This window comes from Erythrobacter crassostreae (genome assembly GCF_019204045.1).
Classification (GTDB): domain Bacteria; phylum Pseudomonadota; class Alphaproteobacteria; order Sphingomonadales; family Sphingomonadaceae; genus Erythrobacter; species Erythrobacter crassostreae.
Window position 1 is genome coordinate 16,907 of the sequence record NZ_JAGSPC010000001.1, and the last position, 23,802, is coordinate 40,708.

At 56.4% G+C, this 23,802-nt stretch carries 21 protein-coding genes and 1 tRNA gene; 14 read left to right on the forward strand and 8 right to left on the reverse strand.

From position 1 onward, the window contains the following. The first annotated feature begins 2 nt into the window (after window positions 1–2). The 4 genes from KCG46_RS00065 to KCG46_RS00080 all read left to right on the forward strand — a co-directional run bounded on the left by KCG46_RS00065 (window position 3) and on the right by KCG46_RS00080 (window position 6,952). Window positions 3–710, forward strand: coding sequence for a Type 1 glutamine amidotransferase-like domain-containing protein (locus tag KCG46_RS00065; RefSeq protein WP_218403344.1), 708 nt, complete (start codon window positions 3–5; stop codon window positions 708–710). A gap of 238 nt (window positions 711–948) precedes the next feature. Next, window positions 949–4,002 carry a TonB-dependent receptor plug domain-containing protein gene (locus tag KCG46_RS00070; protein WP_218403345.1) on the forward strand — a complete coding sequence of 1,018 codons (3,054 nt, stop codon included), beginning with the start codon at window positions 949–951 and terminating at the stop codon, window positions 4,000–4,002. An 88-nt stretch (window positions 4,003–4,090) separates the two neighbouring features. Beyond that, window positions 4,091–5,473, forward strand: coding sequence for an aspartate ammonia-lyase (locus KCG46_RS00075; protein ID WP_218403346.1), 1,383 nt, complete (start codon window positions 4,091–4,093; stop codon window positions 5,471–5,473). Window positions 5,474–5,539: 66 nt separating this feature from the next. Next, on the forward strand, window positions 5,540–6,952 hold the full coding sequence (locus KCG46_RS00080; protein WP_218403347.1) for a methyl-accepting chemotaxis protein: 1,413 nt from the start codon (window positions 5,540–5,542) through the stop codon (window positions 6,950–6,952). 235 nt (window positions 6,953–7,187) lie between these two features. On the opposite strand, the gene KCG46_RS00085 is transcribed toward KCG46_RS00080, so the two are convergent. Genes KCG46_RS00085 through KCG46_RS00095 form a run of 3 tightly spaced genes read right to left on the reverse strand, consistent with a single transcriptional unit; the run spans window position 7,188 to window position 9,582 of the window. Next, on the reverse strand, window positions 7,188–7,742 hold the full coding sequence (locus KCG46_RS00085; RefSeq protein ID WP_218403348.1) for a DUF5681 domain-containing protein: 555 nt from the start codon (window positions 7,740–7,742) through the stop codon (window positions 7,188–7,190). Beyond that, on the reverse strand, window positions 7,742–8,263 hold the full coding sequence (locus tag KCG46_RS00090; protein ID WP_218403349.1) for a DUF5681 domain-containing protein: 522 nt from the start codon (window positions 8,261–8,263) through the stop codon (window positions 7,742–7,744). Before KCG46_RS00090 ends, KCG46_RS00085 begins: the two co-directional genes overlap by 1 nt. Beyond that, window positions 8,260–9,582 (reverse strand): site-specific DNA-methyltransferase, encoded by a 1,323-nt coding sequence (locus tag KCG46_RS00095; RefSeq protein ID WP_218403350.1) that lies wholly within the window; start codon window positions 9,580–9,582, stop codon window positions 8,260–8,262. The genes KCG46_RS00090 and KCG46_RS00095 overlap by 4 nt, the downstream gene beginning before the upstream one ends. 198 nt (window positions 9,583–9,780) lie before the next feature. Here KCG46_RS00095 and KCG46_RS00100 point away from each other — a divergent pair, with 198 nt between their 5' ends. Genes KCG46_RS00100 through KCG46_RS00110 form a run of 3 tightly spaced genes read left to right on the forward strand, consistent with a single transcriptional unit; the run spans window position 9,781 to window position 12,010 of the window. Then, window positions 9,781–10,005 (forward strand): DUF3489 domain-containing protein, encoded by a 225-nt coding sequence (locus tag KCG46_RS00100; protein WP_218403351.1) that lies wholly within the window; start codon window positions 9,781–9,783, stop codon window positions 10,003–10,005. Further along, window positions 10,002–10,424 (forward strand): DUF2924 domain-containing protein, encoded by a 423-nt coding sequence (locus KCG46_RS00105; RefSeq protein WP_218403352.1) that lies wholly within the window; start codon window positions 10,002–10,004, stop codon window positions 10,422–10,424. Before KCG46_RS00100 ends, KCG46_RS00105 begins: the two co-directional genes overlap by 4 nt. Continuing rightward, the gene (locus tag KCG46_RS00110; RefSeq protein WP_218403353.1) at window positions 10,421–12,010 is read left to right on the forward strand and encodes a recombinase family protein; all 1,590 of its coding nucleotides are present in this window, start codon (window positions 10,421–10,423) and stop codon (window positions 12,008–12,010) included. Before KCG46_RS00105 ends, KCG46_RS00110 begins: the two co-directional genes overlap by 4 nt. A 391-nt stretch (window positions 12,011–12,401) precedes the next feature. On the opposite strand, the gene KCG46_RS00115 is transcribed toward KCG46_RS00110, so the two are convergent. Beyond that, window positions 12,402–12,491 (reverse strand) — tRNA-Ser (locus KCG46_RS00115). A 77-nt stretch (window positions 12,492–12,568) separates the two neighbouring features. Here KCG46_RS00115 and KCG46_RS00120 point away from each other — a divergent pair. Further along, on the forward strand, window positions 12,569–13,642 hold the full coding sequence (locus KCG46_RS00120; protein WP_218403354.1) for a peptidylprolyl isomerase: 1,074 nt from the start codon (window positions 12,569–12,571) through the stop codon (window positions 13,640–13,642). Continuing rightward, entirely contained in the window at window positions 13,639–13,974 is a 336-nt protein-coding gene (locus KCG46_RS00125) for a DUF1905 domain-containing protein (RefSeq protein ID WP_218403355.1), read from the forward strand. The genes KCG46_RS00120 and KCG46_RS00125 overlap by 4 nt, the downstream gene beginning before the upstream one ends. Here the strand turns inward: KCG46_RS00125 and KCG46_RS00130 are convergent. The 3 genes from KCG46_RS00130 to hemF form a co-directional block, all read right to left on the reverse strand. Then, window positions 13,971–16,061, reverse strand: a complete 2,091-nt coding sequence (locus KCG46_RS00130; RefSeq protein WP_218403356.1) for a RelA/SpoT family protein — start codon at window positions 16,059–16,061, stop codon at window positions 13,971–13,973. The two genes, KCG46_RS00125 and KCG46_RS00130, sit on opposite strands and share 4 nt — an antisense overlap. 141 nt (window positions 16,062–16,202) lie before the next feature. Next, window positions 16,203–16,598 (reverse strand): hypothetical protein, encoded by a 396-nt coding sequence (locus KCG46_RS00135; protein ID WP_218403357.1) that lies wholly within the window; start codon window positions 16,596–16,598, stop codon window positions 16,203–16,205. 107 nt (window positions 16,599–16,705) lie between these two features. Continuing rightward, window positions 16,706–17,563 (reverse strand): oxygen-dependent coproporphyrinogen oxidase, encoded by an 858-nt coding sequence (gene hemF, locus KCG46_RS00140; protein WP_218403358.1) that lies wholly within the window; start codon window positions 17,561–17,563, stop codon window positions 16,706–16,708. Between the two features lie 141 nt (window positions 17,564–17,704). Here hemF and pdeM point away from each other — a divergent pair, with 141 nt between their 5' ends. Both pdeM and infC read left to right on the forward strand, forming a co-directional pair. Then, window positions 17,705–18,427 carry a ligase-associated DNA damage response endonuclease PdeM gene (gene pdeM, locus KCG46_RS00145; protein ID WP_218405199.1) on the forward strand — a complete coding sequence of 241 codons (723 nt, stop codon included), beginning with the start codon at window positions 17,705–17,707 and terminating at the stop codon, window positions 18,425–18,427. Window positions 18,428–18,526: 99 nt separating this feature from the next. After that, entirely contained in the window at window positions 18,527–19,045 is a 519-nt protein-coding gene (gene infC, locus KCG46_RS00150; protein WP_218403359.1) for a translation initiation factor IF-3, read from the forward strand. Window positions 19,046–19,113: 68 nt separating this feature from the next. On the opposite strand, the gene KCG46_RS00155 is transcribed toward infC, so the two are convergent. After that, window positions 19,114–19,704 carry a GNAT family N-acetyltransferase gene (locus tag KCG46_RS00155; RefSeq protein ID WP_218403360.1) on the reverse strand — a complete coding sequence of 197 codons (591 nt, stop codon included), beginning with the start codon at window positions 19,702–19,704 and terminating at the stop codon, window positions 19,114–19,116. A gap of 302 nt (window positions 19,705–20,006) precedes the next feature. Between KCG46_RS00155 and KCG46_RS00160 the strand changes: the two genes are divergently transcribed. The 3 genes from KCG46_RS00160 to KCG46_RS00170 all read left to right on the forward strand — a co-directional run bounded on the left by KCG46_RS00160 (window position 20,007) and on the right by KCG46_RS00170 (window position 23,730). Further along, window positions 20,007–21,137, forward strand: a complete 1,131-nt coding sequence (locus KCG46_RS00160; protein ID WP_218403361.1) for a DUF547 domain-containing protein — start codon at window positions 20,007–20,009, stop codon at window positions 21,135–21,137. Between the two features lie 163 nt (window positions 21,138–21,300). Continuing rightward, on the forward strand, window positions 21,301–22,425 hold the full coding sequence (locus KCG46_RS00165; protein WP_218403362.1) for a DUF547 domain-containing protein: 1,125 nt from the start codon (window positions 21,301–21,303) through the stop codon (window positions 22,423–22,425). Between the two features lie 114 nt (window positions 22,426–22,539). Next, on the forward strand, window positions 22,540–23,730 hold the full coding sequence (locus KCG46_RS00170) for a DUF547 domain-containing protein (protein WP_218403363.1): 1,191 nt from the start codon (window positions 22,540–22,542) through the stop codon (window positions 23,728–23,730). Window positions 23,731–23,802 lie beyond the last annotated feature (72 nt).

A 23,802-nucleotide genomic window follows, 5' to 3' on the forward strand; every position in this document is an offset into this window, starting at 1 on the left:
TGATGGCGAAGAACACCAGACACATCCTGGCGATGAGCAATTCCTCTGCGTTTTTCGCGGAGCCTTCCACGACGCCAGTATTAGCCAAATATCTGATGGGGCTCACGGGAAAAGACCGCCCGACTATAGTGCATGTTGGCGCGGCAAATGGAGACTCTGCGGAAAAGTCGGGCAAGTTTTTTGCTCTCGCGCAAATTGCTGGGTTTGAGCCCAGACATCTGAACCTGTTCGCACTGGAAGATGGCAATCCAGAGACCTTCTTCACAGGCGCCGACGCGATCTATATCGATGGCGGCTCCACCAGAAATCTTAGGGCGCTGCTGAAAGAGTGGTCAGCCGATAAAGCGTTGAAACGTGCCTACAAAAATGGCGTCGTGTTGTCTGGCGCAAGTGCCGGGGCAAACATCCTGTTTGAATGGGGAATGACGGACTCGGTCAAGACGCGGATCGAGGCGACACGCGGCCTCGGAATACTCAAGGGCACCATGTCGGTCCATTCTGATGTTAGGGAAGATCGGGGTGAAGCGCTTGAGAAGCATCTCAACGGAATCGATGCGACATATCCGGCCTATGCGATCAATGATGGCACCGCGTTGCACTTTGAGAACGAGGTTTTGCATCATGCAATCTCTCTAAACGAGAGCGCAAATATGGGCGTGGACGAAAATGGTGAAGGGCTGATCCCTCACCCCGTTTCTCAAATTTCCTAGAACGCCCGTTTCGACATATTATGACAATTCTATCGCAGTAAACAGCTTTTTGGGAGAGGTTGCTCGCTGAGTTTTGAAAAAATCTTTCAATTTGAGCATCTTGCGTTTTTGACATCGGTTAGCGCCTATTCGGAATTAGATGCCTCCCGCGATTTTGGTCAGCCTCTCCTTCCGACCTACCAAGTGGTGGGTCTTGTGCCGGGGCTGGCAAACGAAAATCAGACAGGGAGGTTTTGAAATGAAACGATCGTACAAAACAGCAGCGAGCACATCAGCCCTTGCGCTGGCGTTGAGCATGAGCGCTCAAGCCGCAGCGCAAGACACCCAAGTTGCTGAAAACGAATCCACCCTGGCAACTGAAACGACGCAGAATACGATCGTTGTCACGGGCAGTCGGATCGAGCGCACAATTGAGGAGAGCGCTGTACCGATCCAGATTTTGGGCGCGGAAGATATCGAGGAATCTGGTACGACCGACCTTGCTGAGGCAGTGCTGCAATTGCCCGGCGTTTCTGAATCAATCTCCCCCCAGAGCTCAAACAACCTAATTCAGACGAGCGGGCTCTCAACGATCAGCCTGCGCCGCCTTGGAGACGACCGCACGCTGGTCCTCATCAACGGCAAGCGCGCGGTTTCCAACTCGGGCAACTCGGACCGTGTCAGCCTCTCGACCCTCCCTGCCGGTTTTGTTGAGCGCACCGAAGTGCTCACAGGCGGTATGTCGGCGGTCTATGGTTCGGACGCGATTGCTGGCGTTGCCAACTTCATCCTCGAAGATGATTTTACCGGGGTTCAACTTGATGGGCGTTTTTCCGCTCCTGAGGCAAGCGGCGGCGGAGAATTTCGCATCAATGCGCTCGCCGGGACCGAGTTTGCCGGCGGGCGGGGCTACGCCTTGCTTGGGGTTGAGTATCGCAACGAAAACGAAGTCTTTGCGGATTCATCGCGGCCACTGACTATCGCCGCCATCGAGTTCGACGACCCGATCCCGTCAACCGGTAGCGATGGCTGGACCAACGAAATCGATGCCCCCGGCTGTTTTGGTGTCGATACTGATCGTCATTGCTTGCTGCCGAGCTTCAGCAGTTCGACCCCCGGCGGTGTTTTTGAAGGAGATGCTTGGTTTGTCGGCGGCCAATGGTTCAACGACCAATCACTCCGCCCTGCAAACCGGCCTGCCGGATCTGATTTTTACACGGATTTCGATGGCTGGAATTTCCGGCCGGGACGCTCAAACCTGCCTGAACGCGAAATTCTCAACATCGCGCTCACGACGTCTTTTGAATTCTCTGATGCAGCGACCTTCTCTTTCACGGGTGCATACTCGGATGTGGACACCACCTACTTCACCGGCTTCGAAACGCTGAACAGTGGCGACCGGCTTGGCGATGGCACGACCATTGGGAATATGGCTGCGGATCATCCGTTCATTCCGCCAGAGGTGGAAGAGACGCGCAGCGGCAGCGTGAGCTACAACAGGCGCCTGATCGAATTGGGCGAACAGGGCCGCGTAAACGACCGCCGAACCTTCCGCCTTATCGCCGATGTTACGGGCGACCTTAGCGATACGCTGCGATATGAAGTATTTGGCACATACGGACGGTTCAAGCAGGAGCAAAACAACCCCAATGAATACAACTTCCTAAACGCTCGCTTTGCTCTCGATATTGAGGATGATGGAAACGGCGGCTTCCAATGCGTTGACGCAGATGCACGGGCCGATGGCTGCGTCCCGCTCGATATCTTTGGCGAAGGCACGATCAGCCAAGGTGCGGCAGATTACATCCGCTACAACGGATATGGCGAGCAGGTCCGCCAGCAGTACACCGCTGGCGGATTTGTCTCAGGTACATTGTTCGACATGCCGGCGGGCGAGCTCAAGTTCGCAGCTGGCGTGGAATGGCGCCGTGAAAGCCAAAATACCGATGGCGATCCGGACGGTGACTTGTTTGCTGGCGTAAACGGCGTCCGTGACCTCAATGACGGCGCGACACGTGACACACCAAACTTTGCGCCAGATAGCGATTTTGACGTCACATCCTTGGCGACCTTCCCCAGCGTCTCCGCAAGCTACGAGGTTGTCGAAGCATATGCGGAGGTCGACATCCCGGTGTTTGAAGGTTTCAATGTGCAGCTTGCTGGCCGGATTGGTGATTACAATACAGTCGGCACGATCTTCAGCTACAATGCCGGCGCCGTTTGGAAGATAAACGATGATATTGGTCTGCGCGCCCAGTACTCGCGCTCACAGCGCGCACCGAACCTGACCGAAATCTTCTCGCCGCCGCGGCCTGATGCCGATGGCTTGTCTGATCCATGTGAAGGTCTGCTCCCTGATGGCACTGGTCTCACCGGAATCGTGGGCGACGGCGCTGAAAATGCCGATCTGGCGATTGTCGCGGCCAATTGTCTTACCGAACCGGGCATCCAGGCGTTCTTTGCTGATCCAGACAATGCGGGCGATCCGTTCACTGATGATCAGACCGGCACTCAAGGGCCCAACGCTGGTAATCCCAATGTGCAGGAGGAAACGGCCGACACGATCACAGCAGGGTTTGCGTTCACGCCGACCTTCATTCCGGGCCTGACGATCGTGGGCGATTATTACCGGATCAAGATCAAGGATGCGATCACGTCGATTTCAACACAAAATACTGTATCGCTCTGCTACTCAGCTGATGATTTTCCTAATAACAAGTTCTGCGATGTGATCACGCGTGACGGCGTTGGTGCAGTCACCGAGGTTATCAACTTCCAGGAAAATCTCGATACCGAAGTGGTATCCGGTTTTGATGCGCAGATACTTTACCGCTTCGAGCCCGAGTTCATACCTGGCCGCTTCGACATCGATTTCCGCTACGCGCATTATTTCGAGCAAGAGGTTTCCTTTGAGGGGATTGGCGGTGAAACAATCACGTCGTCGCCATTGGGGGAAATCGGCGACGCTGAGGATGAGTTCCGTCTGCGCCTTGGATACAGCGACGGCGGTTTCCGTCTGAGCTACACCGTCACCTATACTGGCGGCGGGGTCGACGATATTGCTCAAAACAGCAATCCGACAGATGATCGCTATTTCAAGGTTGGAGATCAGGACTTCCACCGGATCTACGTGCGCTACGATTTCGGCAATGGTGATCAATTCCGCATTTACGGCGGCGTGAACAATATCTTTGACGATTACGGCGCCTTTGTTCCGACAGGCCTGAACAATGGATCCAGCTACAACCTTTCAAACAGTCTAGCGGACGTTCTGGGCCGCGAGTTCTATGTGGGCGCACGGGTGCGCTTCTAGGTTACCGCTGTGCTGAACACGAAACACTCCGCTGGTCAGGGACTAGCGGGGTGTTTTCATATTCTGACCTCATATTGGAGAAGCGCCGATGGCTAAGCACACGCACATACGGCTTGAGTGCGATTTTCTTGGCGAAATATCGCTCCCTGCAAGTGCTTATTACGGCGTCGAAACAGCCCGCGCGCTTCAAAATTTTCCGATAACCGGGATTGCTATCAAGCAAATGCCCGAACTGATCACAGCCTTGGCCTGGATCAAAAAAGCTGCTGCCCGGACGAATTCGTCTGCGGGCCTTTTGCAAGATGACGTCGCCGCTGCAATCGCACAGGCTTGTGATGAGATTCTGGGCGGACAAATGCGGGATCCCTTTGCAGTTGATGTGATCCAAGGCGGCGCTGGCACCTCTACAAACATGAATGCAAACGAAGTGATTGCTAACCGGGCAGGCGAGCTGCTGGGCGATCGGCCAGGCAGCTACAAGAAGGTCCACCCGAAAGATCATGTGAACATGGCGCAGTCGACCAACGACGTTTATGCATCAGCGATCCGCCTCACCATAGTTCAGCGCAATCAGCACCTCATTGATGCGCTGCGTGGCTGTGTTGCAATGTTCACCAAGAAGGCAGACGAGTTCGCGCACGTTCACAAGATTGGCCGAACGCAGTTGCAAGACGCAGTGCCTATGACGGTGGGGCAGGAAATGCGCGGATATGCGACCGCTTTGGGTGAAGATATCGAACGTCTCATTGAGATTGAGAGCCTGTTTCTCGAAATCAATATGGGCGGAACCGCAATCGGCACCTCAATCGGTGCAAGTGAATATTACCAGACGCATATCGTGCAAGAATTGGCCCGGGTTTCTGGCCTGCCTGTGGTCAGCGCGGCCGACAAGATTGAGGCGAGCTGGGATACTGGGGCGTTCGTGCTCTACAGCGGTGTTCTGAAGCGTATCGCGACCAAGCTCAGCAAGATTGCCAACGATCTTCGCTTGCTGTCCAGCGGCCCTGTTGGCGGCTTCGGTGAACTAAGGCTTCCGCGCCGCCAGCCCGGCTCATCAATCATGCCTGGGAAGGTCAACCCCGTCATTCCCGAAGTGGTCAATCAGGCCTGTTTCCGGATATTTGGCGCTGATACGACGGTAACCTTCGCGGCAGAGTCAGGGCAGCTTCAACTCAACGCAATGGAACCCGTTATCATCTGGTCGATCTATGAGAGCTCGACGGCATTGATCGCGGCGCTTGAGACCTTCGCCAAAAATTGCATCGGCGGGATTGAGGTTGATGAGCAGCGCTGCTCCGCTTTGTTATCAGCCAGCACTGCGCAGGTGACAGCGCTTTCGCCGATAATCGGTTATGCCAAGGCTGCGCGCGTTGCCGAAGCAATGACCGATCGCTCGCTGACGATTGAACAGGCCCTGCGTGAGACTGTGCCCGATCAAACAGAAACCGTTTTGGAAGAATTGCTCCGCTAGCCCGGAGCTGCACGGTCACCGAGCCGAGATGTGTGGGATTCTGTCAAACCTTAGAGGATTGAACTGATGAATGGACTGGAAGCGACAAACGAGACCCAGGAGCCGGAGTTCGGCTCTCTGTCGGATCGCATCGCCGAGAAATGCGGCGAAGTCAGCGTCGGATCTTCGAATGTCGCTGGCTTGCTGCTGGGTGTCATTGAATCTTCTGATCTCCTTGGCGAGAAACGCGCGAACCTCATCGAAACATTTGAGACGCTGGAGCAAAATCAGCGCAAAGCGGCGGACGCGTCTGACGAAGCACGTGAGCTGTCCCGGCAGGGCAGTGAGAAACTGTCACAGAGTATCGGTCTGATCGGAACCGCGCTTACCGACATATCCTCCCTGCTCGAATTGGTGGGGACGCTCGAAAAGCATGTCATTGGTTTTACCGCTGCGCTGGAGCAGGTGCGCCATAGCACTAGCCAGATCGACCAGATCGCTGAGACAACCGGCATTCTTGCGCTCAACGCATCCATTGAAGCGGCCCGTGCAGGTGAAAAGGGCAATTCCTTTTCTGTCGTCGCCGCGGAAGTGAAGGGCTTGGCTGCGGATACGAGCAGAGCGACAGCTGAAATCAGTGCAACAGTGGAGCAGTTTACCGGCGAGGCCCAGGAATTGATCGGGAATATCGAACTTGGTGCACGCACGAGTGAGAAGGCGCGAAATTCGGTCAGCCGGATTGAGACGACGGTGTCCGATGTGGTTCAGGTGTTTGACGAGGTCGATCGCAATAACGAGCAAATCACCCGCTCTACCGGCGCAATAAGCGGAGAAGTCGCGACCGCGCGGCAGGTCATCGAGAGTTTCGAAGTGGCCTCAGCGAAGAACGGCGAAGATCTCGGATCGGCGCGCACGCTGGTGGGTGAGCTTGAGGTTGCAGCGAGCGAAATGTTCGATTCCGTGGTCAAAGCTGGTCTGTCACCCAAGGACAGCGAGATGGTCGACATGGCGCTGCTGAACCGCAAAAGGGTGGAGGACGTGACCATGGCTGCCATCCAGTCTGGCGAACTCAGCGCAGAGGCCATGTTCGATACGCAATACGTCGAAATCGAAGGCTCAAATCCCGTCCGGTACCGAACCCGCTTCACGCAGTGGGCGGATCAGAACTGGCGTCCCCTCCTTGATGAAATGAAAGCGGCCCATGCTGCTGTATCTGCAACAGTCTGCAGCGACATGAATGGTTTCCTGCCCACTCACCGGACAGAGAGATCACGCGAGCCGACGGGCGATTCGGTGCATGATGATGCCTATTGCCGCAATGGCCGAATTTCTATTGGCCCGATGACCAAAAAGGCGAAAGAGAGCAAGGGCGACTACCAGATGGCCGTTTATCGGCATGTCGGAGACGGCGCGTCCTACAAAATTGTCCGAAACGTCTACGTACCGCTCATTATTGATGGGCAGCGCTGGGGCGATGTTGAGCTCGCCTACAGCCTTTAGTCGAGCATCTAGCAACTGTACCTATACGTGTGATTGAGAAAGAAACGACGGCTCAAGCCTGTTTCTTTTTCAGAGAGTTCTGGTCCCGAATTCGGGGCCCCATATCGCGCCTCCCAATCATATACTAGAACCATATTCATTCTCATGTTTGGCCGAAATGGCCTTGGAGAATGTCCGCTATTGTGCGCTAAAATATTGGATCGCTATGTCTGGGACTGGGGCGCATTCCCGACATTCATTCCTTCACCGTCCACCACTCCGGCCAATTTACCTTGTGCGGCGTCCGGGTGGCCGCCCAGACCTCGCGCTGCTCTTCTTCGGTGAGCCGCTCTTCGCCAAGCCGCTCGAGCGCGGCCTCAACGATCCAAGGATTGAGCTCCCACCTCACTCGGGTTTCATCCTGCGGATATTTGAGTTTGGCAATGCCAAGGGTTTCGAGGATTGCATCAACGCCGCTGGCGACTGATTTAAGTATGATCTTTGTTATCGGAGAGCCGCTGCGATCGCCCCTGGCCGCTCGAGCTCCTTCGATAGCCTCAAGCGATGCGCGCGCCGCGGCGCTGTCTCCCGCGAGCCCTTTCTGGGTCAGTTGTAGAAGGAATGCCTCGGCAGCCGTGACCCGGCGTTCGCGGCCCTCCTCGCGGATTGTGACCATCTGGCCAAGCACGCTGTCATAGGGAACTTCGCGGTGACGGTTTTTCGGCCGGCCGCGCGGATTGCCGGACTGCCCCTTACGGAACCGATTTGCCTGTGGCGGTTGCCCGTATCCCGAAGGTTCTGGTGCGCTCATCAACTATGACCTCGCGGCCAGCGGATCGTGTCAGCATCGAAGGTGAAGAACTTCATGTCGCCCACATCTTTTGCTGTAAATCTCTTGCTCTTCGCGCGGGTGAGAGCGGCCTGCGCAGCCCAAGCCATCAGTTTCCACCTGCTCGGCATAGCAGCTTCAGGTTCGGAAATGCCAAGGATGCGCATGGCTTCATTGGCATTTTGCGCGCCATGATGACCCTCCAATGCGATTGGAGTTGGCGGCGAGCCGTTTTTCTTAGCCAGCGCTGCCTCACGCTTTTCGATCATCTTCAGCACTTTACGGATCGCCATGCGCTTACCTGCAAACGCATCTTTGAGCGTTTGCTGCTGCAGCGCCTCCTCGACTGTCGCCTCGCGCTGCTTGCCATAGCGCGCCGTTATCAGCGTCTTATCGAGAATGATCTCGAACGCCGAGATGTTTGGGCGGCGCGGTTTTGGGGGCCTGCCTTTGGGATTGCCGGACTGGCCTTTGGTGAACCGAGTGCTTGCGCCCTTGCTCATTCAGCAGCCTCCAGTTTGTCTCCGCCGTCATTATCAGCGCGGTGGACCAGCTGCGGCTCCTTGCCAGTGATCTGCGTCCAGCGTGTCATCGCCACATCGACATAGGCTGGATCAATATCCAGACCGCGGAAGGCGCGGCCGACCCGCTCAGCAGCGATCAGGCTGGTGCCTGAGCCAAGGAAGATATCAAGCACCAGCTCGCCCTGCTTAGTCACATCGCAGATTGCATCGGCAACCATTGCAACAGGCTTGACCGTGGGGTGCAGCGCCAAGTCCTCACGCCGCGATCCGCGCATCGAGTTGACGCTAGGATAGTCCCAGACATTGGTACGGTAACGGCCGTGCTTTCCAAGCTCGACTGTATTGGTGTGCGGCTCATCTCCAACCTTATAAACAAACACCATCTCGTGCTTGGAGCGGTAGAGCGACCCCATTCCGGCATTGCTTTTGTTCCAAACGCAGATGTTGAGGAGCTTGCCGTAAACTTCGCTGACCGACGCGGTGACATCATCCATGTGCCGCCAGTCCATGCAGACGAAGTGAACTGCGCCGTCACGCGATACTTGGGAGCAAGCGCCCAGCGTATCGGAGAGGAACGTGCGGAACTCGTTCTCGCTCATCTCGCCCGACGCCATCGCAAACTCGCGGTGGCGGCCAACCGCGTTGACGTGGCCATTGATCTTCACATTGTAGGGCGGATCGAGAAACGCGCAGTCAATCTGCGCATCTTCACCGATAATCTGCTGAAGAAAGGCGGCATCGCGGCCATCGCCGCAGCCAATCCGGTGTTCGCCCAGCTGCCAGATATCGCCAAGGCGGGCGCGCGGCTCGGTAGGCACCTCAGGAATTACTTCATCATCAGGATCCGGGCTATCTGCAAGCACGACGTCAATCTCGCCTGAGCTAAATCCGGTCAGGCCCAGATCAATGTCGATCTCAGGCATGGACAGATCAGCCAGCTCTAGCTTCAGGATTTCCATATCCCAGCCTGCATTGAGCGCGATCTTGTTGTCCGCGAGCCGGAGGGCTTTTTTCTGAGCCTCGCTTAGATCATTAAGCTCAATGACGGGAACTTCAGCGAGCCCCATCTCTTTCGCGGCCCGCAATCGGCCATGGCCGGCAATCAGATTACCCTTCGGATCGGCAAGGATCGGATTGGTAAAGCCGAACGCCTTTATCGACGCTGCAATTTGCTCAACCTGCTTCTTGGAATGCGTACGCGCATTGCGGGGATCAGGGATAAGGCTCGCGGCCGTCTTGTAGATGACTTTGAGCGGGCGATCGGCAGTGGGGGCTGCCTCTGTCGGGTTTGTGTTCATGCAAGAAATCTACAGGAACAAAACGGGTATCCAAAGAGGGTAAATATCAGATTCGATGCGAATTTCGGGCATAAACCGTTGATAACCTGAAGCTGCTGGACTTCGGCGCCGCTTCGAGCATTGCTGCGTGTGCCCGGCGAACCGGGCTTTCACCGGTAGGGCCGCCAATCTGGCGCCCGCATCAACCGGAGAACACCCATGACAACCAAGTCAAAAACCAAAACGCCCACGAAGCTCGATGCGCTCGAGAAGCTGCTTTTGCGCGCCAATGGCGCGGCTATTACCGACATGACGAAAGCGACTGGCTGGCAGCAGCATTCTGTACGCGGCGCAATGGCAGGTGCCCTCAAGAAACGCGGGCTGATCATTACATCGCAGAAAATCGGCGATGTGCGGCGTTACTCTGCTGAGAAAGCAGCATGAGGGGTGATCAAAACGTCAGCAATACAGAGCAGCTTGTGCGCGAGATCGAAGGCATGGATCTTGAAACTTTGCGCGGGTTCTGGAGGCGGCGCTACGGCGCCCCTCCTACCCTGCGCTCCGTACCCATCATGCGCATGCTGCTTGGATGGCGGGTGCAAACCGAGACTTACGGCGGGCTCAATGCTGATACCCGCAAGGCGCTGGCCCGCACCGGCTCGCCGCAACCTGAGGGGCGCCGGCTTGGCGTTGGCGCGGTTCTCACCCGAAGCTGGAAGGGTAATGAGGTAAAAGTTGTAGTCGAGGAAAAGGGGTTCTGCTGGGAAAGTGAGCTGTATCCCAGTCTCTCAGCTGCAGCGACCGCAATTGCCGGAAGCAGATGGAACGGGCCGCGCTTCTTTGGACTGCGAGATGCAGCATGAGTAAACCAGACAAGTCGGTCCGATGTGCAATCTACACTCGTAAAAGCTCCGATGAAGGCCTCGACCAGTCGTTCAACAGCCTTGATGCCCAGCGCGCCGCAGGCAAAGCCTATGTCACCAGTCAGGCCAGTGAAGGCTGGAGGGTAATTTCGACCCTGTATGACGATGGCGGCTTTTCTGGCGGCACGATGGAGCGTCCCGGTCTGCAGGCGCTGCTCAGCGATATTGAAGCGGGACGTATCGACGTGGTTGTGGTCTACAAGATCGACCGGCTGACCCGCTCGCTCACCGATTTCTCGCGCATCATCGAGACCTTTGATGCTGCTGGAACCAGCTTTGTATCGGTGACCCAATCGTTCAACACGAAGGACTCAATGGGGCGCTTGATGCTCAACGTCCTGCTGTCCTTTGCCCAGTTCGAGCGCGAGGTTACCGGCGAGCGCATCCGCGACAAGATCGCAGCATCCAAAGCCAAGGGTATGTGGATGGGCGGGATCCCGCCGCTGGGATACGATCCGCCGACCGATGGATCACGCACGTTGAAGGTCAATACAGAGGAGGCCGAGCGCGTCCGCCATCTGTTTGCTCGCTATCTTGAGCTTGGCTCAGTTCATGCCCTCCAGCGCGATCTTGAGGCAGGCGGTATCCTTTCAAAGCTGCACGTTACTGCAAAAGGGCGAACGATGGGCGGCCAGACGTTTAGCCGCGGCGCGCTCTTTCACCTGCTGCGCAACCGCATCTATCTCGGCCAGATCGTGCACAAGGATAAGGTGTTCGAAGGCGAGCATCACGGGATCGTAGATCCAGACCTGTTCGAGCGCGTACAGGTTAAGCTCAATAGCCAAGCCCAGCGCCACAAAGCTGGCGCTGGAACCCGCGCCGCCAAGGCGACGCTCACCGGCAAGCTGTTTGATGCAAATGGCGAGGTAATGACCCCGACATTCTCGCGCGGGCGTTCAGGCGGGGTCTATCGATACTACGTGTCGGCATCGCTGCAGCAGGGCGCGGGGAAGAACAGCAACGATGAAGTTCGCAGGCTTCCTGCGGACGCAATCGAATCCATCATCACCGAAACAGCAGCACGGTGGCTGCCGCGCGAAGATCGCCCTCTCGAATCTGTAACGGCTGTGAGGATCGTCGATTGCGGTTTGGTATTTGAATGCCCGGCGAAGTTTGCTGATGACATTGCCCGGCAGCTGCGAAGCGGCGAGCAGATTATCCATACATCCGCCAAGATTTGCCGGATCAAAATACCGGTCTCTTTGCCACTGCGAGGAGGTCAGCGTCTGGTCATTGCCGAGGGCCAGTCTGACGTTCATCCCGACCCGACATTGATTGCAGCGCTCCGCCGCGCTCATTCTTTATTGGGCCGCGACCGCAAGGGCATGCCGGTGATCGAGGTTTCTCCGCCCATTGCCCATAACCGCAACATTCTCCGGCTTGCGTTTCTGGCTCCGGATATTCAGCGCGGCATTATGGAAGGCCGCCAGCCGCAATCCCTCAACCTGCAGCAGCTTATCAAAATGCACATCCCGCTAAGCTGGAAAGAGCAGCGCGAAGTGCTCAATTGGCCGCATTCCAAATAGCCTGTTCCAGCAAAGAGCAGGGCCTGTTCCTGCTATAAAAGCCCCTGTTACACCCCAATAAATACCCTGTTCCGGCGATTAACAGGGAAACCCCATTTTACAGAGACTAACCCTCTGTAATCTGGGTTTTTTATCCAGAGGCATGCGGGCGAATTGTCCCAAAAAAGCTCTGTTTTCGGCCTCAAATGAGCAATTTTCCCTGTTATTGCCTGTTAAACAGGGAAACTCATCTGATTGCGATTGGCCAAGAGACTGGCCGCGCAAATTTGGCCTGATCTGCGCAGAGACTGATGCTGAAGATCCAGCGAACGGCGGTTTGGCCTGTTCAAACCCGCGCACACCGCCGCTTTGCGCAGGCGCCCAGCAATCAGAGATTGGTGCTGGGGGTAGTTGGCGGAGACGGTGGGATTCGAACCCACGAAAGAGTTGCCCCTTTACACACTTTCCAGGCGTGCGCCTTCGACCACTCGGCCACGTCTCCGCATGCCATTACGGCAGATGCGGGCCTCTAGCTTTCCTGCCATTGCAGCGCAAGCCGCATGATGGCACGAAGTGCAAATGAGAACATCATTTCTTGGCATCGCCGCGCTCGCCCTGACCTCCACACTTTCGGCTCAAGAAGCTCCAACCGGAGCGCCCTCACCCAATGCCATCGTCGAGACTGCGGCGAAGGAAGAGTGGGTGCAGATCGATACCGATGATCTGATCGTGATGACGCTAGCGCCGGATGCGAAGGGCGAGCCGCGTGAAGTTGTGATCCAGTTGATGCCTGCGCCGTTCTCGCAAGGCTGGGTCAGCAACATCCGTACCCTCGCCCGCGCCAAATGGTATGACGGGATCAGCGTAAACCGGGTACAGGACAATTACGTCGTCCAATGGGGTGATCCCGGATACGACAATCCGGAAAGCGGTGAGATGGAGCAGAAGCCTTTGCCCGAGGGGCTTAAGGTGATGGGGGAAGAGGAATATTTTCTCCAGTCTGGTTTTCGTCTTGACGAAATCAAAGTTGTCGCAGGGAAACCAATCGCGAATGACAGTTATTCTGAGGAGACCTATTTCGCACGCGGATTTCCGCTAGCATCATCTCTCGACCCAGAGAAAAACAATGGCATGCAGCACCGGCGAAGTTGGCCCGTCCACTGCTACGGCATGGTCGGCGTGGGCCGGAACTACTCGCCGGACACCGGCTCGGGCGCTGAACTCTACACTGTGATCGGTCATGCGCCGCGTCACCTTGATCGCAATATCGCTCTGGTGGGGCGGATTATCAGCGGAATGGAGCATCTGTCCTCGCTCCCGCGCGGAACGGGCGAACTTGGCTTCTACACCGAGGAAGAGGCAGAGCTACGCACGCCGATCCTGTCAGTGCGGGTTGTTAGCGATCTCGCCGCAAACGGCACCTATCAAGAGCGCAGCGCGGTCGAACGCAAATATGCCTATGAATATCTCTCCACCGAAAGCGAAACTTTCGCCAAATATGCCGAAGCACGCGCCAACCGTCGCGATCCGTTCTTTATCAAACCCGCGGGCGGCGCGGATATCTGCAACATTCCGGTGCCCGTGCGCACATTTGATTACGTCCGCTACGAACCGCTAGACGGGCCTGCGCCAGAGGAAGCCGAGACCAAGTGAGCGAGAACGTAACCGCCACGCTACCGCTGAAACGTTGGCAGGGGGATCGCGGCACTTATCACCTTGTCACAGTTACAGGCGATGCGGCGGAGGCAATCGCCATGCACGCGCGCCTGCACAGGCTCGAATTCGGCAAACAGCGCGGCTTTGGCTCCGTCAAAGTGATCGCGCGGATTGGCGCGACGGAATGGAAAACGTCAGTATTCCCGATGAACATCGAGGAAATGTCCAAGCAAACCAAAAACTGGACGTTGTTGGTGAGCAAGAAAGTCATGCGCGCAGAGGATTTGGCCGAGTGTGATCCGGTCGCTCTCGAACTTGATCTGCTTTAGATACGTTCGGCCTGAGCCACCGCGTCACTGGCGCGAAGGGCGCTGAGAATACGCGCAAGGTGCGACAAATCCTGCACCTCGGCATCAATTGTGTACGTCACAAAAGGATGATCCAGCTGAGACTGCGCCAGACTGGTGACGTTGCTTTTGTTCTGCGCAAACAGACCCGCCATTTCCGCCAGAGTTCCGGGCCGGTCATAGATCGTCACCGAAAGCCTGCCGACCGCGCCGTGGGACCGTTTGCCCCACGAAACATCCAGCCAGTCAGAGTCGATGCCATTGGCTAGCTCCAGACAGTTGATTGCATGGACCAGCACGGTTTCACCCTTGCGCCGCAATCCGACAATCCGGTCACCTGGCACTGGGTGGCAACATTCAGCCAATTCAAACCCTACGCCTGGCGTCATCCCCTTGATCGAGATCGCACGGTCACGCGGGGACCAATCGTCCGCTTCATCGAAATCGGCGGTGCAACCGGGCACGAGCGCCTCCATCACCTCGCGGTCGGTCAGCTTGGCTGCACCCACGGCGAACATCAGGTCTTCCGGTCCATCCAAGTCCAGCCGTTCGATCGCTGCGCGGATCGCCTTCTTCCCAATGCGGGCGGGAACTTTCGCGGCGATCTCGTCGAACAATTTAGACCCAAGGTCCGCAACCTCAGCGCGTTCCTTTTGCCGGACATTCCGGCGAATGGCCGCGCGCGCTTTGCCGGTCACAACAAAGCTTAGCCATGAAAGCTGCGGCTCTGCCGATGACCCTTTGATAACCTCGACCACATCGCCGTTTTGCAGCGGCGTGCGCAGCGGCATGTGCCGGCCATTGATCTTCGCACCAAGACACGCGAGCCCCAGATCGGTGTGGACGGCAAAGGCGAAATCAACCGCGCTTGCGCCCTTAGGCAACTGGAACAAAGCCCCCTTGGGCGTAAAGGAAAAAATGCGATCCTGGTAAATCGCCATCCGCGTATGTTCGAGCAATTCCTCGGCATCATGGCTCGCATCCACAATTTCGATCAGATCGCGCAGCCAGCCAACTTGCCCGTCGGCGCTGTCTGATTGCTTGTAAGCCCAATGCGCCGCCAGCCCGAATTCATTTCGGCGATGCATTTCGCGCGTGCGGATTTGCACTTCGACCCGCATCGAATTTTCATACATCAGCGAGGTATGCAGGCTGCGATAGCCGTTATTTTTCGGCGTCGAGATATAATCTTTGAACTTGCCCGGCAGGAACTGCCACGTCGTGTGCAGGATACCCATTGCCCGGTAACAATCGGCTTCGTTTTCCGTGATGACACGGAACGCCATGATGTCGGTCACCTGTTCAAAGCTGACGTGACGTTCCGACATTTTGTTCCAGATCGAGAACGGGTGTTTTTCGCGGCCCGAGACTTCGACATTCAAGCCCGCCTCGGCCAGCGCCTGTTTCACTTTGAGCGCGATGGCATCGACCTGACCGCCATCCTGACCGCGCAGCTCTTCCAACCGTTTTGTGATCGTGGTGAAAGCTTCGGGTTCAAGCTGTTCGAATGCCAGCAACTGCATCTCGCGCATATATTCATACATGCCGACACGCTCTGCCAGCGGCGCGTAGATATCCATTGTCTCGCGCGCGATCCGCTGGCGTTTCTCCGGCTTCTTAATGAAGTGCAGCGTGCGCATATTGTGCAGCCGGTCTGCCAGCTTCACCAGCAGCACGCGGATATCTTCGGACATCGCGAGAAGGAATTTGCGCAAATTCTCTGCCGCGCGCTCGTCCTCCGGCATGGCCTCGATCTTGGACAGCTTGGTCACGCCATCGACCAGCCGGGCGACCTCGGGCCCGAAATTGGCCTCGATATCTTCAATCGTCGCGAGCGTATCTTCGACAGTGTCGTGCAGCAGCGCGGTGATGATCGTTTCCTGATCAAGCTGCAGATCTGTCATCAGACCTGCAACCTCTACCGGATGCGAGAAATACGGATCCCCGCTCGCACGCTTTTGCGTGCCATGCTTCTGCACGGTGTAGACATAGGCGCGGTTAAGCAGCGCTTCGTCAGCGTCAGGGTCGTAGTCTAGGACCTTTTCAACGAGTTCGTATTGGCGCAGCATCGCGTTCAATATGTGCTGCCACCGGAATTGGAGCAAGCGCGAATTACATAGGGTGACTCATAAGAGAGCATATTGGCTGAGGCCACGACAGGTTGAGGCAACGACGCGACTAGAATTGCGCCTCAATTAATGGAAATCAAACTAACGGACACGCCGAGCCGAAACCACGCGATAGACCTTCCAATCGTAAAGGCCTTGGGGGCAGGCCAAAAAGACTTGCTCGCCCTTGCGCCGATACCACGCTGCTGACGAAATCTGAACCTCATCGCTAGCACGCGCAGCGTATGTTGCTCGAGCAGATGACACCTCTGCAATAGCATCAACAATCACATTGAAATGTGTGTCGGGAGGTATTTTTTGCGTGTCCGGATAGTCGTCAAAAGCATCTAGTTCGACTTTGGTGCTTTCCTTATCAGGAAGGACATCCAAACAGCTTGCGCCATCGCCACCTGAGAGCGTAGCGACATAGGCTCCTGGGGTTGCAGTCCATATGTATGCGACTTCAAATTCAACTGGATCAATCGACAGAAATTGCAAATCCGTTCCGCGATGCGCTTCGCCTAATGTCGCGACACAACCCAAAAGGGCTATCGTAGACAGGGCCGCCCCAACGACCCGCAGCGCATAGTGCTTGGTTTTGCGCCTCAGCTCCACGTCGCCCTCGGCGGTAGGCTCATCAGGATCGCGTCGATGTTGCCGCCGGTTTTTAGGCCGAAGATAGTGCCCCGGTCATACACCAGATTGAATTCGGCATAGAGACCGCGATATTCGAGCTGCTGCGCCACGTCTTCTTCGGTGAAATCGCTCGCCATCCGTTTGCGGACCAGCTTTGGATAGATGTCGAGGAATGCCTTGCCGACATCTTGCGTAAAGGCGAAATTGCGGTCCCATGACGGATCATCATCGCATTCGAGATGATCGTAGAAAATGCCTCCAACCCCGCGGTGTACTTCGCGGTGAGGCAGGTAGAAATATTCATCCGCCCATTTCTTGTATTTCTCATAATAGGTCGGGTTGTGAGCCATGCAGGCCGCGCGCATGCTGGCGTGGAACTCGTCCGTATCCTCTTCATAGGGAAGCGGCGGGTTTAGGTCAGCGCCGCCGCCAAACCATGCCTTGCCCGTAGTCAGGAAACGGCAGTTCATATGGACAGCTGGCACATGCGGGTTGTGCATATGCGCAACCAGACTGATGCCGGTTGCGGTAAAGCCGGGATTTTCGGGATCGGCGCCGTTGATATTACCAGCGAACTCTTTCGGGAAATTGCCGCGCACGGTCGACACATTGACGCCGACCTTCTCAAAGATCTTACCCTTCATAAGGCCCTGCGTGCCGCCGCCGGGGTCATCGTTGCCCTCTTCTTCGCGCTGCCAAGGGGTGTATTCAAACGAAGCATCTGAGCCATTATCGCGTTCGATCGATTCAAACGCAGCGCAGATTTGATCGCGCAGACTTTCGAACCATTCTTTCGCTTTTGCCGTCTTCGGCGCCCAATCGCTCATTCAGTATTCCCCGTCGTTTAAACTGCCTCGCAACGCGCGATGACAGTTCGGCTGTCCATCCGCTTTGACACAGATCAAGTCAACCGCATGTTTGCTGAAACGGCGCTTGCCAAAGGCATCGCGCAGCGTCAAAAGCATCGCATGGTTCCCGTTTCGTTCCCGGTCAATTTTGGCGCGCCGCTCGATTTCGCTGGTGAAGAGCTTGTTCTGATGAAGAGCAACGCGCTTTATTGGCCCCGCGAACGTGCCTTGCTGGTGGCCGATCTGCATCTGGAAAAGGGCAGCTGGTATGCCAAGCAAGGGCAAATGCTGCCCCCCTATGACAGCCGCGAAACGTTGGAACGGGTGGCTGACAGCGTAAAGGCAACAGGCGCAAGGCGCGTCATCACGCTGGGTGACAATTTTCACGATAGCGAAGGCACAAGCCGGCTCGATCCCTATGCCGCCGGAATGCTGGAATCGCTGACCCGCGCGCTTGATTGGGTCTGGATCACTGGCAACCACGACGAAGAAATGCACCGTTCGTTCGGCGCGACCTTGGTTGACGAGATGGAAATTGGCGGGATCACGCTGCGGCATGAGGCCAAGCGCGGCGAAACGCGCGCCGAACTATCCGGCCATTATCATCCCAAAATGCGCGTAAAAGTAAGAGACAGGCACATTGCGCGGCCATGCGGCGTTGTAAGCCGGTCTCCCCAAAGCGAAGACCGGATGATCCTACCTGCATTTGGAGCCTATACCGGCGGAATGGACGCAGGCTCTCCCGAAATTCTGAAAGCGTTGGGGCCTGCAAGCCAGATCGACGCGGTCCTGCCCGCAAAGGGTAAATTGGTCACATTCCCGCTTTATCGCGCTGCTGCCTAAGACTCATCTGGCGTTTCGACCATGTAGGCATTACATAGCGCGCAATACACACCGGCTATAACAGGAGATTCTCACATAGCTCGTCCACCCCGGCGCTCGATGGCCCCGCCAACTAAGAGCGGCCCTCGTTTCGATAGTTTTATTCAAGTCCCCAAGGTCCGCGTCATTGATGACGAAGGCGAAAACCTTGGCGTGATGTTCACCAAAGAAGCGACAGAACAGGCCAATGAAAAAGGCCTGAACCTTGTCGAAGTGTCCCCCAATGCGGACCCGCCGGTGTGCAAATTCCTCGATGTTGGCAAATACCGTTTCGAAGCCCAGAAAAAAGCCAATCTGGCGCGCAAGTCGCAAAAGACGCAGGACATCAAAGAAGTCAAAATGCGTCCGAATATCGACACGCATGATTATGATGTGAAGATGCGCAACGTGACAAAGTTCATCGGCAATGGTGACAAAGTTAAAGTCACGCTGCGGTTCCGCGGTCGTGAGATGGCGCACCAGCATCTTGGTATGGACCTGCTGAAACGTGTGCAGGATGATGCTGCAGAAATCGCCAAGGTAGAGGCATTCCCTCGGTTGGAGGGCCGCCAGATGCTGATGGTGCTTTCGCCAAAATAAGTGTCTTTCCGTTGCGCATGTTAATTTAAGAGCGCGCGCAGGAAACCGGCTTCATCGCCGATCGGATATCAGGCTGCCGGGTGGATCATGGTCCAGAATTTTGGACCGCCACCCGGCACCTCCCATTCAGAATCGATTTGAAACCCGAGCCGCGAGTATATCGCGACGTTGCTCGGTGTTGCTGTTTCGAGCAGCACGCCTTGGCCGACTTCGGCTGCGCTTGCGATCACTGCTCTTACCAAGGCGCCACCCCAACCCTTCCCCTGAGCCTGCGGCGCAACACCCACATATCTCAAATAGAGATAGGGCTGCGGATGCGGATGGCGGGCATGCATAGCCTCTGCGACCTTCAATCCGCGCGGCAGAGCGGTTTTAAACATGCTGAGCAGGCGGATTGTGTCCCACAATCGATCATCTTTCACCTCTCCCGCGGGATAGATGAGCGCAGCGGCATGCCGCTGCCCAGACGCCAGCACCGTGCCATGCCTCAGTGATTGTTCCGCCATAAGTTTGAAGAAACGCGGTAACATCGGGCGCCTAGCGTCAGGGTCAGTAACGATCCAGGAGAATGCCGGATCGCCTTGAAACGCCTGAGCCAACGTTGAAGCTATCCGGGAAGACTGCCTTGTTACGGTCTCTATCACATGTTTGGTTTCCATAGCGGCGCATCATGCCATCTCGCCCGCATCCCGCATAGGCTGTCCCTCCGCCGACCAACGACAAGTGTGTTCGATGAATAACACACCTCATCCGACAACTTGCAACACATGCAATTCGCTTTGCGCTATAAAATAAGCACGAGGCCGGGATCGGTTTTACCCTCTGCGGGTTTCCCCAAAGCCGATCCCGCCTCGGCAACGATAATAAGCTACGTGGCGCACATCCCCCGCTCCTCCCCGGAGTACCCGTATCAAGCCCCGGAAGAGGGCGGTAACAACCCTTTTCAGGAAGGACCGAACAAATGCCCCGCCTTCAGGCTCTTACCCTTACAGCTGCCAGCGCTCTCGCGCTGATCGCTGTTCCAGCAACCGCTCAAGATGCTCGATCCAGCGATCCGCAGTTCGCGACCTTCGTGCCGGCTGCGAACGCCACAAACGACAAGATCGACTATTCGATCTGGGACGAAGCCATGAAAAGCGTCGTCGTTTCGATGGGCCCGTCGCTGCGCGAAACCGCAGGGCGCCCTGACCCGAGCTACGGTTCGCGCCGTCAATACGGCCATGTTTCTCGCTACCGCCTTGAAGGCACGCGGATCATGTTCAGCTTCCTCGATTCCGATGTGAAAGCCAGCTTTGGCGAATATCGCCGCGATCTCGAAGCGACCGCAGACATTGTCGACATTCAGTCGCTGTCACGCAACGAACAGCTCGCCTATTGGATCAATCTCCACAATGTCGCGATGATCGAAAAGATCGCGAGTGAATGGCCCGTGCGTCAACCGCGCGAAATCGAAGTCGGCGGCGTGCCATTGGACGATGCAAAATTTCTCACGGTCGAAGGCATTGCTCTGAGCCCGCGCGACATTCGTGAGAAAATTGTCTTTCAGAACTGGAAAGACCCGATGGTCATTTACGGTTTCTGGCGCGGCGAGATCGGCGGTCCGTCGATCCAGCGCGAAGCCTACAACGCCGACAATGTGGCCCGCTTGCTCGACAAGACTGCTCGCGATTTTGTGAACTCGCTACGCGGATCGCAGAAATCAGGCGATACGCTGCAAGTGTCCGAACTCTATGCCGAAGCGGCTCCGTACTTCTTCGACAATTTCGGAGCCGATGTTCGCGCACATGTCGCGGAATATGCCAACGCCGATACCAACAAAATCCTATCAGCAACCACCGACGTGGAAGCCGTGATCAAGGAATGGGACATCGCCGATCTGGCTGGCGGCATTCGTGAGCCCACCTATCAGAACATCGAATCCGATGGCCGCACGCCAAGCTTCCGCATCCCGCAAAGCATGGCCCGCCTGCTTGCCCAGCGTGAGACCAAGTTCCGCAAGATCCTGCGCGAAGGCCGCACCGGTACTGTGACGTTCAGCAACATCACACTACCCGGCGATCCAGAAGATAAGGGCAATGGCGAGGTTGAATAAAGCTTTCCGCCAACTCTAATTCGGCCTCGTTCTGAGAGATCAGATTAAGCAAAGACCGTCAGGAGCGATCCTGACGGTCTTTTTTGTTTGCGCAATTCATGATGGGTTATGAAACCGCGTTTCAATGTATAAACAGCGTTGTACGGGGAAGTGGTGGGGGTCGATGACGAACAGAAGCAAAAGAGTTTTTCGCTGGGCAATCGCCTGTGCAGCGCTTGGTCAGTCAGCGATGCCGGCATACGCTCAGTCTGACCCGACCGTAGCGCAAGAAACGCCGAAACCGATCGCGACATTTGTGCCCAATGATGACAGGATTGAGCACCGGATCGACTATTCGATCTGGACATCGGCTCTGAACAGTTTCGTCATTTCGATGGGGCCACCCCTTCGCAAGAAACCGTTCGAGTTGGCAGGTACGCTCGGCACACGCCAACGCGCCGGTCACAATTCCCTTTACCGGCTCGACGGCGCGATGATGGGTTTTTCGTTCATGCCGCCCAACATCATCGCGAGCTTCACAGAATATCGCGAGGATCTGGAGCGGGTCGCAGACGGTCTCGACATCCAATCAATCCCTCGCAACGAACAGCTCGCTTTCTGGCTGAACCTGCACAATGTCGCGATGGTTGAGCAAGTTGCGAAAGCATGGCCCGTTCGCCAACCGCGCACAATCGAGTTAGACGGTGTGCCGCTCGATGACGCAAAGTTCATCACGGTTGAAGGCGTCGCGTTGTCGCCAAAAGATATCCGCACCCGCATCGTCTATCCCAATTGGTCGAATGCCAAGGTGATCTATGGTTTCTGGCACGGCGAGATCGGCGGGCCGGCCATTCAGCGCCGGGCATATGAAGCAAACAAGCTGTCGGACCAGCTTGACAGGGCGGCGAAGGAATTCGCCAATTCGCGCCGCGGTGTGGAAAAGCGCGGAAAGACTTTGCATGTCTCAAGGCTCTATCTCGAAGCTGCGCCCTTTTACTTCACCGACTTTGAAACGGATTTGCGCGATCACCTCTTGTCCCATGTCGAAGGCGAGGTGCTTGAACGGGTCAACGCCACAAATGCCTTGAAAGCCACCTTACGAGAGCATGACATTGCCGATCTTTCCGGCGGTGCGAGGTTCAATTCTTTCTTCTCCAACGGGAAGTTGAACCAGGGGATTATCAACCTGCTTAATCAGCGAGCGCAGAAACTGGATTATATCCAGCGTAAAGGTCTGCGCACCGGAACCGTCACATTCAGCAATATCATTCTCCCGGGAGACGATCCCAATAAGGGTGAGGTCGAATAGCAAATCGGCAATGGTGACGGTTTTTTGTTCTAATCCATCCCTGTGTTACCTTCGCTCAAATCTATAGTCCGCGCTCGTTGGGGCGGCCTGATCTGTCATAGTGGGAGAAATGCAATGCAACTTCGTTCGGTAGCCGCTGCCCTCGCCTGTTCATCGCTCGCTGCGCCCGCTACCGCGGAAAGCACCTCCGACAGCTTTCAGACCCGCAGCACCGCTGCAACTTCGGGCGGTGTCGAGCAGTTCGCCCCTGCAGCGAGCAGCACCGAGCACCGGATCGACTACGCCCATTGGGACGAAGCGCTCGGCTGGTTTGTCATCCCAATGGGACCGTCCCTGCGCGAAGGGGCGCCGAGGGTTGAACCGTTCACCGGCAGCCGCCGTGTCTATGGCCACGATTCCCGCTATCGCCTTGAAGGAAACAGGGTCGCATTCAGTTTCTTTGATGATGACGTGCGCGCTTCGCTCACCGACTACAGGATGGATCTTGAACGGATCGGCACAGAGCTGGACATCACGGGCCTGCCTCGCAACGAACAGCTGGCCTATTGGCTCAATCTGCACAACGTCGCGATGATTGAAGCGCTCGCGGGTGCCTATCCGCTTAGCGAACCGCGCTCCAGACGGTTTGGATCAAACAGCGCATCGCTCGATGATGCCAAGCTCGTTTCGGTCAACGGCGTGGCGCTCAGCCCACGCGACATCCGCGAAGGAATCGTCTTTCCCAACTGGCGCGATCCAAAGGTCATTTACGGCTTTTGGCGTGGTGAAATTGGCGGACCGTCGATCCAACGGCTGGCCTATAGCGGCCAGAACGTCGATGCTTTGCTTGCGCTGTCAGCCGAGGAGTTCGTGAACTCCCTGCGCGGCGTTGAGAAGTTTTCAGGCGCACTGCAAGTTTCAAAAATCTACGAGGAAGCCGCGCCGTACTACTTCGCCGATTTCAACCAGTTGCGCGGCCATCTTAGCCAGTTTGCCGGTGACGAAGTGCGCAGTTTGATCGAACGCACAAATGAAACACGCTACAACACATACGAAACCGATCTGGCCGATCTAACCCGCGGAGAGAAGGCACCGGGCTTTTTCAATTTCGGCACAGCGACCGATCCAACGGGCGGCGACCGGCTGTTCCGCTCCTACACACCGCGCAGCGCGCTTAATCCCAATTCACCCATCAGCATGTCGATCCAGCGGCTGATCACAGAACGCCAGAACAAGCTGACCAAGGCTACCAAACGCGGCATCCGCACAGGCATGGTCATCTATGGCGATGGCGAGTTTGCAGGCGAGCAAAAAGAAGTCGAATAGTGTGAAATAGTCTGGGCTCGGCCGCGCCCGCTCTGGACACTGCGCCAGACTGCCGCAAGAACAGCGCCTAGA

Excerpts from the sequence above, each read along its gene's own strand:
- KCG46_RS00065 (WP_218403344.1), top strand. The coding sequence starts at position 3 with ATGGCGAAGAACACCAGACACATCCTGGCGATGAGCAATTCCTCTGCG.
- KCG46_RS00070 (WP_218403345.1), top strand. The coding sequence starts at position 949 with ATGAAACGATCGTACAAAACAGCAGCGAGCACATCAGCCCTTGCGCTG.
- KCG46_RS00075 (WP_218403346.1), top strand. The coding sequence starts at position 4,091 with ATGGCTAAGCACACGCACATACGGCTTGAGTGCGATTTTCTTGGCGAA.
- KCG46_RS00080 (WP_218403347.1), top strand. The coding sequence starts at position 5,540 with ATGAATGGACTGGAAGCGACAAACGAGACCCAGGAGCCGGAGTTCGGC.
- KCG46_RS00085 (WP_218403348.1), bottom strand. The coding sequence starts at position 7,742 with ATGAGCGCACCAGAACCTTCGGGATACGGGCAACCGCCACAGGCAAAT.
- KCG46_RS00090 (WP_218403349.1), bottom strand. The coding sequence starts at position 8,263 with ATGAGCAAGGGCGCAAGCACTCGGTTCACCAAAGGCCAGTCCGGCAAT.
- KCG46_RS00095 (WP_218403350.1), bottom strand. The coding sequence starts at position 9,582 with ATGAACACAAACCCGACAGAGGCAGCCCCCACTGCCGATCGCCCGCTC.
- KCG46_RS00100 (WP_218403351.1), top strand. The coding sequence starts at position 9,781 with ATGACAACCAAGTCAAAAACCAAAACGCCCACGAAGCTCGATGCGCTC.
- KCG46_RS00105 (WP_218403352.1), top strand. The coding sequence starts at position 10,002 with ATGAGGGGTGATCAAAACGTCAGCAATACAGAGCAGCTTGTGCGCGAG.
- KCG46_RS00110 (WP_218403353.1), top strand. The coding sequence starts at position 10,421 with ATGAGTAAACCAGACAAGTCGGTCCGATGTGCAATCTACACTCGTAAA.
- KCG46_RS00120 (WP_218403354.1), top strand. The coding sequence starts at position 12,569 with ATGAGAACATCATTTCTTGGCATCGCCGCGCTCGCCCTGACCTCCACA.
- KCG46_RS00130 (WP_218403356.1), bottom strand. The coding sequence starts at position 16,061 with ATGCTGCGCCAATACGAACTCGTTGAAAAGGTCCTAGACTACGACCCT.
- hemF (WP_218403358.1), bottom strand. The coding sequence starts at position 17,563 with ATGAGCGATTGGGCGCCGAAGACGGCAAAAGCGAAAGAATGGTTCGAA.
- pdeM (WP_218405199.1), top strand. The coding sequence starts at position 17,705 with ATGGTTCCCGTTTCGTTCCCGGTCAATTTTGGCGCGCCGCTCGATTTC.
- infC (WP_218403359.1), top strand. The coding sequence starts at position 18,527 with ATGGCCCCGCCAACTAAGAGCGGCCCTCGTTTCGATAGTTTTATTCAA.
- KCG46_RS00155 (WP_218403360.1), bottom strand. The coding sequence starts at position 19,704 with ATGGAAACCAAACATGTGATAGAGACCGTAACAAGGCAGTCTTCCCGG.
- KCG46_RS00160 (WP_218403361.1), top strand. The coding sequence starts at position 20,007 with ATGCCCCGCCTTCAGGCTCTTACCCTTACAGCTGCCAGCGCTCTCGCG.
- KCG46_RS00165 (WP_218403362.1), top strand. The coding sequence starts at position 21,301 with ATGACGAACAGAAGCAAAAGAGTTTTTCGCTGGGCAATCGCCTGTGCA.
- KCG46_RS00170 (WP_218403363.1), top strand. The coding sequence starts at position 22,540 with ATGCAACTTCGTTCGGTAGCCGCTGCCCTCGCCTGTTCATCGCTCGCT.